Raw genomic sequence first — 11,773 nt, 5'->3', positions numbered from 1 at the left:
CGAGTAGGGTGCGGGCAACACTTTCGAGGAGGCGGATCGTGCAGAACGTTCGACGGGTCGCGGTCATCGGCGGTAACCGGATCCCCTTCGCCCGCTCCAACTCGCGCTATGCCAGCGCCGCCAACTCCGACATGCTCGGAGCCGCGCTGGACGGGTTGATCGCCCGGTTCGGTCTGGCCGGGCACAGGGTCGGCGAGGTCGTCGCCGGTGCGGTGCTCAAGCACGCGAAGGACTACAACCTCACCCGTGAAGTGGTGCTGGGCTCGAAGCTCGACCCGCGCACCCCGGCGTACGACATCCAGCAGGCCTGCGGGACCGGCCTGGAAGCCGCCATCCTGGTCGCTAACAAGATCGCTCTTGGTCAGCTCGACGTGGGCATCGCCGGTGGCGTCGACACGACCTCCGACGCGCCGCTCGCCGTCAACGATGACATGCGCCGTACGCTGCTCAAACTCAACTCCGCCCGGACCCTCGGCGAACGGCTCCGGATCGCCGCGAAGTTGCGCCCGGCCCAGCCGTTCAAGCCGGAGATCCCCCGTAACGCCGAGCCGCGTACCGGCCTGTCCATGGGTGAGCACGCCGCGCAGACCGCCCTGCGGTGGAACGTCGACCGGCAGGCCCAGGACGAGTTGGCGCTGCGGTCGCACCAGCGGCTCGCCGCCGCGTACAACGCGGGGTTCTTCGACGACCTGATGACCCCCTACCTGGGGCTGACCCGCGACGCGAACCTGCGCCCCGACGCCAGCCTGGAGAAGCTCGGTGCGCTGCGACCGGTCTTCGGCACTAGGGGGCCGGACGCCGAAAGGGCCACCATGACCGCCGGCAACTCGTCACCGCTCACCGACGGTGCCTCCACCGTGCTGCTGGCCAGCGAGGAATGGGCGCGCGAGCACAACCTGCCGGTGCTGGCCTGGTTCGCGCAGTCGGAGACCGGCGCGGTGGACTTCGTGTACGGCGAGGAGGGGCTGCTGATGGCGCCCGCGTACGCCGTGCCCCGACTGCTGGCCCGGACCGGGCTCACCCTGCAGGACTTCGACTACTACGAGATCCACGAGGCCTTTGCCTCGCAGGTGCTGGCGACGCTGGCAGCCTGGGAGTCACCGGAGTTCTGCAAGGACCGACTCGGCCTGGACGCCCCGCTCGGCACCATCGACACCGACAAGCTGAACGTCAACGGCTCCTCGCTGGCCGCCGGCCACCCGTTCGCCGCGACCGGCGGACGGATCGTCGCCACCCTGGCCAAGCTGCTCGCGACCAAGGGCAGCGGGCGCGGACTCATCTCCATCTGCGCGGCCGGTGGCCAGGGTGTGACCGCGATCCTGGAGCGCTGAAACTCCGGCCTGGCCCCTCAGGTCGCCGTTGGTCGGCAGCCCGCCGACACTGGTGCCGCCGCGAACGGCGGTGATGGCCGACGACCAACCTGTCCCTCGCCCGGTGCGCATAAGTGAGCAGACGATCACTCGCGTGGCAGACATGCTTGTCCTGTCAGATGTCGCGAGGAGGTGATGTTCATGAAGAAGCTCACGGTGCGCCGGCTGGAGTCGGTGAAGACCAGCGCTGTCGCTGCTGCGTGTGTCGTCTCCTGACGGTGACGCGACCAACCTGAAGGCCGGCACCCGGACGACAAGGACGGGTGCCGGCCTTCATCGACCCGCCTGCGAAACGAGCGAGAAGGACGACCCATGGCCGGCTACCCGTCAGAAACGCTTGTCCGAGTACGCCCCTTCGACCATCGGCCGGAGGGCGATACCGTCATCATCGGCGACCTCGAACGGCAGGTGTTCCTGTCGATCCCCGCCGAAGGGCTGGATCTGCTCCAGGCGCTGGCTGCCGGCAGCACGGTGGGCGAGGCGGTCCGCCTGTACGAGGAGAAGTACGCCGAGACACCCGACATCACCGACTTCCTGGATGCCCTCGGTGACGAGGGCTTCATCGAGATCGACGAGAACATCGCGGCTGCCGTCGGCGGTCCGATCGCCGCCGCCGACCCGGTTCGCCGACCTCGGCGTAGCTACAGCCTGAACTGGGTCAGTCCGACCGTGGCCCGCCGGCTGGTCAGCCTCCCGGTGCTCATAGTCTGCGTCCTGATCATCGCGGCAGGTGTCTACCTGGCCGTGGACGATCCGAACGTGCTGCCGACGCCCGGCGAGACACTGCTCTTCCCCATCCACTTCGCCGCCCTGACCTGGGCGACGTTCATTCTGACGCTGGCCGGGGTCGCGATTCACGAAACCGCGCACATGGTCGCGGCACGCGCGGCCGGCGTACCGTCGCGGCTCGTCATCGGCAACCAGTTGTACGTGTTGGTGGTGCAGACCGACATGAGCGGTATCTGGTTGGCCCCGAAGCGGCAGCGTTTCGTGGCGTTCATCGCCGGCACGCTCATCGACGGGGTGCTCGCCTCGTCCTTCGTCCTCGCCCTGTGGGCTGATCGACAAGGAATCGTCGGGCTGCCGGAGTGGGTGGCGCTGCTGCTGACAGCGTTGTTGTTCACGTACCTGGTCCGGATCATCTGGCAGTCGTTCCTGTTCATGCGCACCGACGGCTACTACATCGTCGCCACGGCACTCGGCTGCCGGAATCTGATGGCAGACACCGAGAACTTTCTCCGCAACGTGCTGGCGCGGGTGCTGCGGAGAGGAAACCGGGTGGACCAGTCGGGGGTGCCGAAGCGGGAGATGCGGATCGTCCGCTTGTACTCCCTGGCGTGGCTCGGTGGGCGTTTCATAGCGCTGATGATGCTGGTCTTCGTCGGTATCCCACTCCTGTGGGGCTTTCTGTACCAGTTCATCCTGTTCGCCTCCGGCCAGGACTCCCTGATGGGCTCCGTCGATTTCGCCACCATCGCGATCATCGGTGTACTCCTGGACGGTGGCGGTCTACTGCTGTGGGGTCGCAGCCTCTACCGGGGCGCGCAGGAACGGCGTCGTCGGCGGGCCATCCTGTCGGCCCGAGCCACGGCCCGAGCGGCAGAGCCCGCAGCACCGGCGACCACCGTGGGCAGCACGGCACCGGTGGTGGAGCCGAGCGGACAGCAGTGATCCTCGTCGACCCCGTCTGTGGCCGGTCTGGTCATGGTCACAGGCGGGGATCGAGGAGGCTGCGGCCAGGGTCCCGTCACCCGGTCGGGCGTAGGCCCATACGTTCCATGATGTATTCGACGACGCGGCGCGGATCGGCGACGATCGCCCCGCACGGCCCTTTTCGAATCATCTTACGATCGGTGAAGCGTTGCAGAAAAATGCCTACCCGGGAACGGGTGGTGCCGATCATCGCGGCGTAGTCCTCGTGGCGAAGTTTCAGGTCGATACGAACGGCACGGCCGATTCCCGTGCCGAAGGTCTGGGTCAGGTCGAGTAGTCGCATCGCCAGTCGGGCCTCACTATCGGAGGTGGCGTGCTGCAGCAAGAGCGACCGGTGGCGGCGGGCTTTCAACACCTGGCTGTACTGCCATGCGTCAAAGATGCTCCCGTTGCACAGGAGGCTGTGTAGAACGGCATTCTCTATCACTATCAGCCGGGTTGGGGTGATGGCGGAGGGAGTGTACTGACTCGGCATTCCAGGAAGCGAATCTTCGCCGAAGTAATCGTTCTTGGGCAGCACGTCGAGGATAGTTCGCCGACCATTAGGGGAATAGTTCTCCAGGCAGATGGCTCCGCTTTCTATAAGATAGACGCGGCCGTCTACAGTGCCCGGCTGATGCAGTGTCTCGCCGTCGGTGAGTTCGACCCGGCGGATCGGGACGGCCCGTGCGTAGAGCGTGGACCTGAGGCCCCTCATCAGGCGAGAAGAGAGCTCTGACTCTCGTGGAACGAGCACGTCGTCGAGGATGTTCGTGGTGGACCTCGTGCTGGCCATAGTCATCTTTTCGTTCACCGTCCAGACATGTGGTCAGCTCGGAACTGGAAACGAGACCGCTGTCCGTGCAGGCGACGGGTAGGACCCTGGGACGAACAGTGGTGCACCTCTCGGCCTGCGCAGACGGCGCTGGCTCGGCCGGGGCGGAATAGGCAGAGGGTCGACGAATTCCTGCGAGTGGCGGCGGGGCTGGATGCTGCGATCTAAGTGCATCCCGCTCAGTGTGAGGCAGGGTGGCCTTTGTGGATTCCGGGCGACTCGTCGCACATAGTGAGGTGAATCCATCGAAGGCTCATCAACGTAGCTGTCGCTGCTGTTGCCCGCTACTGCTACCGTTCTGGCGGCGGTAGATGTTGTCAGATCGGTCAGTCGGCTTGTTCGATACAAAACACAATGCGGCCTCCGTGTTTTCGCCAGACCGTTGATGATCTTCATCTCCGTTCCTGCAACGCTAGCGACTTGCCTGGCCGTTCGTCTGTCGCGCGTTCAACTGGCTCCGCCGGTCCGAACGGTTCTTTGAATATGGCCGCCCGGTCAAGATTGTCCGGCCTCGATTACCCGTTGGCTGTACATGTCGCTACTTGTCCGTCGGGCCGCGGGCGATCAACATATGTCATGACAATCAGCGCAAAGATGGCTATATCCGCATGAGTCGGGCGGCCAAGAGGTGCAAACGGACGGCCCGACCGGTGAGAGAACATGCCGCATCGGTCGGCCCTACCCGATCGGAGGGCTGGACCCTGGTGCCGGAGAATGGCCGGGTGACGACGATCCCGAACGTGCTCGCCAACCGTTACGCCTCGCCCGAGCTGGTCAACCTCTGGTCGCCAGAGGAGAAGATCCGCCTGGAACGACAGCTTTGGCTCGCCGTGCTCCGGGCGCAGCGAGACCTGGGTGTGCCGGTGCCGGACGGGGTGGTCGAGGCGTACCAGCGGGTGCTGCACGACGTCGACCTGGCCTCGATCGCGGCACGGGAGCGGATCACCCGGCACGACGTGAAGGCCCGGATCGAGGAGTTCAGCGCACTCGCCGGGCACGAGCACGTGCACAAGGGGATGACTTCCCGGGACCTGACCGAGAACGTCGAACAGCTCCAGGTGCGCCGCTCACTGGAGCTGATCCGGGACCGGGTGGTGGCGACGTTGGCGCGGCTCGCCCGGCACGCCCACGAGTACTCGGACGTGGTGATGGCCGCACGGTCGCACAACGTCGCGGCGCAGGCGACCACGCTCGGCAAGCGCTTCGCGTCGGCTGCCGAGGAACTGCTGATCGCGTACGAGCGGCTGGAGGACCTGATCTCCTGGTATCCGCTGCGCGGGATCAAGGGGCCGGTGGGTACCGCCGCCGACCAGCTCGACCTCTTCGACGGCGACGCCGACAAGGTCGCCGAGTTGGAGCGGCGGGTCGCCGAGCACCTGGGGTTCAGCCGGGTGCTGGACAGCGTGGGGCAGGTCTATCCGCGTTCGATCGACCTGGCGGTGATCTCCGCACTCGCGCAGGTGGCCGCTGCGCCCTCGTCCCTGGCGACCACGATCCGGCTGATGGTCGGCCAGGAGTTGGTGACCGAGGGCTTCAAGCCCGGCCAGGTCGGCTCCAGCGCGATGCCGCACAAGATGAACACGCGCTCGTCGGAGCGGGTGAACGGTTTCGCGGTGATCATCCGGGGCTACCTGTCGATGGTCGGAGAACTGGCCGGCGACCAGTGGAACGAGGGTGACGTCTCCTGCTCGGTCGTACGCCGGGTAGCCCTGCCGGACGCCTTCTTCGCCGCAGACGGGCTGTTCCAGACGTTCCTCACCGTGCTCGACGAGTTCGGCGCGTACCCGGCGGTGATCAACCGGGAGCTGGAGCGGTTCCTGCCGTTCCTGGCCACCACCAAGATCCTGGTCGCGGCCGTCCGGCGGAACGTCGGGCGGGAGACGGCCCACGAGGCGATCAAGGAGCATGCCGTCGCGGTCGCCCTGGCGATGCGCGAGAAGGGCACTCCCGACAACGACCTTTTCGACCGCCTGGCCGCCGACGGTCGGCTAGCCCTGACCCGTACCGAGATCGACGCCCTGGTCGCCGACCGCGCTGCCTTCGTCGGTGCCGCTCCGGCCCAGATCCAGTCGGTGACCGCCAGAATCACCAAGGTCGTGGAGGCCCACCCCGAGGCCGCCGGCTACTCCCCACCCCCCATCCTCTGACACCCGCCTCTGCCCGGTCGGGATCTCGTTGACAGGACGCCGCTGGGTGACAGCTTCGTCTTCCGTGGCCGAGGGGGTAGCGGGCGCGGGGCGCTGCCGGCGGGTACCGGTGCACGGCCTCCGGATGGCCGAGGGGCGATCAGTCGCGGGTGGGAGTTTCGGCGGCGGTGCGGAGGGTTGGGGCGCTCGCCGGTTCGGCGATGGCACCGGGTGCCTCCACGAAGGCCGGGTCCTGGGCGGTCTCCGCCGCTACCAGGGGCTGGTCGGGAGGCATCACGTCGGGAACCTTGGGCACCACGATCACGGCGGTGCCGTAGGCGCAGATCTCCATCCACATCTCGCCGCAGTCGCGACTGTCGAACCGCATCCCCACCACGGCGTTCGCGCCGAGCCGCCGGGCCTCTTCCCCGAGGCGGGCCACCGAGTCGGTACGCCAGCGGGTGAGGTTGTCCGGTGCCATCGGGTCGTACGCGCCACCGCGTAAGTTCTTCACTCCCTCGCGGTACGGGTTGCGGGTCCTGGCCATGGAGGAGACCACTTCGCCGAGGATCTGGCGGATCTCGTAGCCGGGAAGTTGATCCGTCGTCACGACCAGCACGTTTCCGATGCTTGCAGGCGCAGGTACGGCACATTGTGAGCCCTGTTCACCTGCTCGGATGCTGAAAAACCGTGCGGCGCGGACGGCGGGCACAGGTCCCACCATCCGCGCCGCCGGGGGTGCCAATGCGTCAGACGCCGGAAACGGACCGGATCCAGGCACGGTTGTACGCGACGCTGCCGTAGTTCTGGATGCTCCGGCCGTCGGCGGTGGAGGCCACGCCCACCTGTTGGCCGTTGTAGAACTGCGGGCCGCCCGAGTCGCCACGCCACGCGTTGCCGTTGATCCGGCTGCTCCGGATCGCCTGCCCGCCGTACGCGTCGCTGACGTTCGTGCTGGTGACCCGGACGCTAGCGGTCTTGAGCTGGGTCGACGCCGAGCAGCCGCTGTAGCAGGTCATGCCCCAGCCGTAGATCGAGTTGGTCGAGTTGACCGGCGGGTTGCTGGCGGCCAGCGTGACGTAGCTGGTGCTCACGGCGCTGGACAGGCGCATCAGGGCCACGTCGTATTGGCCGTAGGTGGCGCTGACCGTACGGGTGACGCCGCCGGAGGAGCGGTAGACGCTGCCCACCCGGACCGACATCGAGCCGCCGAGGCAGTGCCGCGCGGTGAGGACCCACTCCGGGGCGATGATCGTGCCGGAGCAGGTGAACGAGCCGTTGCTGAAGACCGCGGCGGCCCATGGGGCGGAGGAGACGGTGCCCCCGCCGATGATGTACGGGGTGACGGGTGAGGCGACGGCGCCGGAGCTGGCGCCCATCACGCCGGCCATGGCGGTGGCGAGGACCGCGATGAGGGATCGGATGCGCATCGGAGGGGCTCCTTCGGGGTTCGCGGACCCGGGTCCGCCGGGTCGGCCTGGTGGTGGCAGACGAGGGGTGATCCGCCACCACGACGTCTCGATATCGACATCTGACGATGTACGGTAGGGCTCGGTAGGGTGTTTCACAAGAGGCTCATAGAAACAAGACGATGTAACAGGTGGATCTCCCGTCGCCGGCCAGCGCTTCGACCGGTGGCAGCCCTCCGCCGCCCTGCCCCGACAGGGCGTGCCCGTCCGGGTCGATGACAGGGGAGGGCAACGAAGCCATATCGGGATTGCAACGAACCCGTACCGGTCCCGACCGGTCCGTCGCGGCGGCACCGAGCGGCGTCCCGCGGCGTCCGGCCGGTGCGGCTCGCGCGGTATCTGCCAGGTAGGCTGGCTGCGCTCGCCCGTTGTGGGTCGGCACCCAACTGCGTACACAGTCAGGAGTGCCCAGTGCCTCGCGTCGTCGTCGACGTCATGCTCAAGCCCGAGATCCTCGATCCTCAGGGTCAGGCCGTCGCAAACGCGCTGCCCCGGCTCGGCGTCAACGACGTCGCCACGGTACGGATCGGCAGGCGAATCGAGATCGACTTCACCGGTGAACCGGACCTGGACCGGGCCCGCGAGATAGCCGACAAGCTGCTCGCCAACCCGGTCATCGAGGACTTCACAGTCCGGCTGGCCGAGAACGACGAGCCTGCGGAAACCCGACCATGACCGCCCGTGTCGGTGTGGTGACGTTCCCCGGTTCGCTCGACGACGGGGACGCGGCCCGGGCCGTGCGGATCGCCGGCGCGGAACCGGTCCGGCTCTGGCACGGTGAGGCGCAGCTGCACGGGGTGGACGCGGTGGTCCTGCCCGGTGGTTTCGCCTACGGCGACTACCTGCGCTGCGGAGCCATCGCCCGATTCGCGCCAGTCATGGAAAAGATCATCGATGCTGCCGGTGGGGGCCTGCCGGTGCTGGGCATCTGCAACGGCTTCCAGATCCTCTGCGAGGCGCACCTGTTGCCCGGTGCGCTCACCCGCAACCAGCACCTGCACTTCCGCAACCGTGACCAGTCCCTGCGTATCGAGGCGACCGGTACCGCCTGGACGAACACCTTCCAACCAGGCCAGGAGGTGCTGATCCCGGTCAAGAACGGTGAGGGCTGCTACGTCGCCGCCCCGGCGACGCTCGACGAGCTGGAGGCCGAGGGCCGGGTCGTCGCCCGCTACGTAGGCGGCAACCCCAACGGGTCGCAGCGGGACATCGCCGCGATCACCAACCAGGCCGGCAACGTGGTCGGCATCATGCCGCATCCGGAGCACGCGGTGGAGGCGCTGACCGGCCCCTCCCTCGACGGTCTCGGCTTCTTCACCTCCGTGCTGAAGCACCTGGTCGGGGCGCCGGCGTGACCGTCAGCGGCGGGATCATCGGTCGGCTCACCCGCCCGTCGGGCGGCGAGCGTAACAAGGAGACGTCATGACCACGCATCCGGACCCGGTGCGGGACAACCCGGAGGCGGGCCAGCCCCCGCCGCAGCCGGCCACCGCTGCGCCGGCCGCTCCGGCACGGCACGCCGTCGTCGCGGAGGCCAGGGACTGGGCTGACGGGGTGGACACCGTGCCGCGCGCCGCGGGCACCCCGGAGGAACTCCAGCCCTACGCCGAACTGGGCCTCGCTGACGACGAGTACGAGCGCATCCGGCACATCCTGGGCCGCCGGCCGACCCAGTCCGAGTTGGCGATGTACTCGATCATGTGGAGCGAGCACTGCTCCTACAAGTCCAGCAAGGTGCATCTGCGGCAGTTCGGCGAGAAAGCCCCGCCGAGTGACCGGATGCTCGCCGGCATCGGCGAGAACGCCGGCGTCGTACGGATCTCCGATGAACTTGCCGTGACCTTCAAGGTCGAATCGCACAACCACCCGAGCTTCGTCGAACCGTACCAGGGCGCGGCGACCGGAGTCGGCGGCATCGTCCGCGACATCCTGGCGATGGGCGCCCGGCCGGTGGCGGTGATGGACCCGCTGCGTTTCGGTGCCGCGGACCACCCGGACACCGCCCGGGTGCTGCCGGGCGTGGTCGCCGGAGTCGGCGGCTACGGCAACTGCCTCGGCCTGCCCAACATCGGTGGCGAGGTGGTCTTCGACCCCTGCTACCAGGGAAACCCGCTGGTGAACGCGCTCTGCCTGGGCGTGTTGCCGGTCGACCGGCTGCAGAAGAAGGACGCCACCGGCCCCGGAAACGTGGTGGTGCTGATGGGCGCCAAGACCGGCCGGGACGGCATCGGCGGCGTCTCGGTGCTGGCCAGCGCCACCTTCACCGAAGGCAGCGAGCAGCGTCGCCCATCGGTGCAGGTGGGCGACCCTTTCATGGAGAAGCTGCTCATCGAGGCGTGCCTGGAGCTGTACGACGCCGAGCTGGTCGTCGGTATCCAGGACCTCGGCGGTGCCGGCCTGACCTGCGCCTTGACGGAGACGGCGGCCTCTGCCGGCACCGGCATGCGGGTGTGGCTGGAACGGGTGCCGCTGCGCGAGCCCTCGATGGAACCGCACGAGATCCTGGCAAGCGAGTCGCAGGAGCGGATGCTGCTGGTCGTCGCGCCGGAGAAGCTGGAGGCGGTGCTCAAGACCGCCGAGAAGTGGGGTGTCTGGGCCACCGCGATCGGCGAGGTCACCGCGCCCGAGTCGGACGGTTCGCCGGGCCGGCTGCACATCACCTGGCGGGATCATCCGGTGGTGGACGTACCGCCGGGGTCGCTCGTGGACGACGGGCCGGTCTACGCCCGGCCGATGCGTGAACCGGCGGACCTGATCCTGCTTCAGGCCGACCGAGCGGAGACGTTGCCCCGGCCGGGCGACCCGGACACGCTGCGCGCAACCGTGCTGCGCATGGTCGCCTCACCCAACCTCTGCGACAAAACCTGGGTCACCGAGCAGTACGACCGCTACGTGCTGGGCAACACCGTGCTCGCTCAGCCGGAGGACTCAGGTGTGATCCGCATCGATGAGCGCACCGGGTTGGGTGTGGCGCTGTCGGTGGACGGCAACGGCCGGTACGCGCGGCTCGACCCGTACCAGGGGGCCAAGCTGGCGTTGGCTGAGGCGTACCGGAACGTGGCGGTGACCGGTGCGACCCCGATCGCGGTCACCGACTGCCTGAACTTCGGCTCGCCGGAGGATCCGGGTGTGATGTGGCAGTTCGCCGAGGCCGTACGCGGCCTGGCCGACGGCTGTGCCGAACTGGGTATCCCGGTGACCGGCGGCAATGTCAGCTTCTACAACCAGACCGGGGCGGCAGCGATCCACCCGACGCCGGTCGTCGGCGTGCTCGGGGTGTTGGACAACGTCGCCGACCGGGTGGCGTCCGGTTTCGTCCCGCGCTCCGGCGCCGATCACGACCAGCTCTTCCTGCTCGGCGAGACGCACGTGGAACTCTCCGGTTCGGAGTGGGCCTGGGTCACCCACCAACATCTCGGTGGCGTACCGCCGCACGTTGACCTGGCGCGCGAGAAGCAGCTCGCCGGTCTGCTCGCCGACGCGGCCCGGGTGGGGCACCTCAGCTCCGCGCACGACCTCTCCGACGGTGGTCTCGCGCAGAGTCTGGTGGAGTCCTGCCTGCGTCATGGTGTCGGGGCCCGGATCGTGGTGCCGGAGCGGTTCGAGGGCAACTCCATGCCGTTCGTCTTCCTGTTCAGCGAGTCCGCCGGTCGGGTTCTCGTCTCGGTGCCGCGCGGTCACGACAAGGCGTTCACCGCTCTCTGCGGTGAGCACGGCGTGGCGTGGGAGCAGATCGGCGTCACCGACCCGACGGCCGAGGCGCTTGAGGTGCACGGCCAGTTCCGGATCAGCCTGGACGAGCTGCGCGAGGCGCACACCGGCACGCTGCCGGCGCTGTTCGGTGGCGGGCAGCCGTTCGAGGTGGCCGCCCCCGCAGCTACCGGGGTCGCCATCGACGCGTCGACCGACCCGGTGGACGGTACCGTCGGCCAGGGTGCGACACTCGCCGACGTGCCCGGCGCCGCGACCGCCGAGCCGCCGACTGCGGAGCCGGTCACCGACGGCCAGCAGGGCGGTTCGCTCGACGGTGAGCAGACCGGTACGGCCCAGGCCGCACCGACGTCGACGGAGGCCGCGCCGTTCGTGGATCTGACCGAGGAAGAGGCCGCCGATCGGCCGGTGGAGCGGGCCGCCCCACCGGTCCGGGGCGGCCACGTCGCGGCGACCCCGTCCGGCGGGACCGACGAACCTGCTCCGGCGGGCAGCCCTGAGGTGTCCGAGGCGGGCGCCCCGCAACCCGGTGACACCGAGCAGCCCGCAGCGCCCGACGAGCGCTGAGGC

At 68.4% G+C, this 11,773-nt stretch carries 9 protein-coding genes; 6 read left to right on the top strand and 3 right to left on the bottom strand.

Annotated elements, in window-relative coordinates:
- The first annotated feature begins 38 nt into the window (after nucleotides 1–38).
- Entirely contained in the window at nucleotides 39–1,331 is a 1,293-nt protein-coding gene (locus HCA58_RS05615) for an acetyl-CoA C-acetyltransferase (protein ID WP_169596700.1), read from the top strand.
- A 351-nt stretch (nucleotides 1,332–1,682) separates the two neighbouring features.
- Complete coding sequence (locus HCA58_RS05610) at nucleotides 1,683–3,041, top strand: hypothetical protein (RefSeq protein WP_169596699.1); 1,359 nt, start codon at nucleotides 1,683–1,685, stop codon at nucleotides 3,039–3,041.
- A 76-nt stretch (nucleotides 3,042–3,117) separates the two neighbouring features.
- Here the strand turns inward: HCA58_RS05610 and HCA58_RS05605 are convergent, their stop codons facing one another.
- A complete protein-coding gene (locus HCA58_RS05605; protein WP_169596698.1) occupies nucleotides 3,118–3,876 on the bottom strand; it encodes a Crp/Fnr family transcriptional regulator in 759 nt (252 codons plus the stop codon).
- Nucleotides 3,877–4,619: 743 nt separating this feature from the next.
- Here HCA58_RS05605 and purB point away from each other — a divergent pair.
- Nucleotides 4,620–6,044, top strand: a complete 1,425-nt coding sequence (gene purB / locus HCA58_RS05600; RefSeq protein ID WP_169596697.1) for an adenylosuccinate lyase — start codon at nucleotides 4,620–4,622, stop codon at nucleotides 6,042–6,044.
- Between the two features lie 139 nt (nucleotides 6,045–6,183).
- Here purB and HCA58_RS05595 read toward each other — a convergent pair whose 3' ends face one another.
- The gene (locus HCA58_RS05595; RefSeq protein WP_169596696.1) at nucleotides 6,184–6,747 is read right to left on the bottom strand and encodes a YbjQ family protein; all 564 of its coding nucleotides are present in this window, start codon (nucleotides 6,745–6,747) and stop codon (nucleotides 6,184–6,186) included.
- Between the two features lie 25 nt (nucleotides 6,748–6,772).
- Nucleotides 6,773–7,453: a DUF1986 domain-containing protein gene (locus HCA58_RS05590; RefSeq protein ID WP_169596695.1), complete on the bottom strand. Its 681-nt coding sequence runs from the start codon at nucleotides 7,451–7,453 to the stop codon at nucleotides 6,773–6,775.
- Nucleotides 7,454–7,903: 450 nt separating this feature from the next.
- Between HCA58_RS05590 and purS the strand changes: the two genes are divergently transcribed.
- The 3 genes from purS to purL all read left to right on the top strand — a co-directional run bounded on the left by purS (nucleotide 7,904) and on the right by purL (nucleotide 11,770).
- Nucleotides 7,904–8,167, top strand: coding sequence for a phosphoribosylformylglycinamidine synthase subunit PurS (gene purS, locus HCA58_RS05585; protein ID WP_169596694.1), 264 nt, complete (start codon nucleotides 7,904–7,906; stop codon nucleotides 8,165–8,167).
- Entirely contained in the window at nucleotides 8,164–8,847 is a 684-nt protein-coding gene (gene purQ / locus HCA58_RS05580) for a phosphoribosylformylglycinamidine synthase subunit PurQ (RefSeq protein ID WP_169596693.1), read from the top strand. Before purS ends, purQ begins: the two co-directional genes overlap by 4 nt.
- 67 nt (nucleotides 8,848–8,914) lie before the next feature.
- Complete coding sequence (purL, locus tag HCA58_RS05575) at nucleotides 8,915–11,770, top strand: phosphoribosylformylglycinamidine synthase subunit PurL (RefSeq protein ID WP_240955557.1); 2,856 nt, start codon at nucleotides 8,915–8,917, stop codon at nucleotides 11,768–11,770.
- Nucleotides 11,771–11,773: the final 3 nt, after the last annotated feature.

Source organism: Micromonospora sp. HNM0581 (assembly GCF_012726175.1).
Taxonomy (GTDB): Bacteria; Actinomycetota; Actinomycetes; order Mycobacteriales; family Micromonosporaceae; genus Micromonospora.
This window is presented reverse-complemented; position numbering and strand designations above follow the sequence as displayed.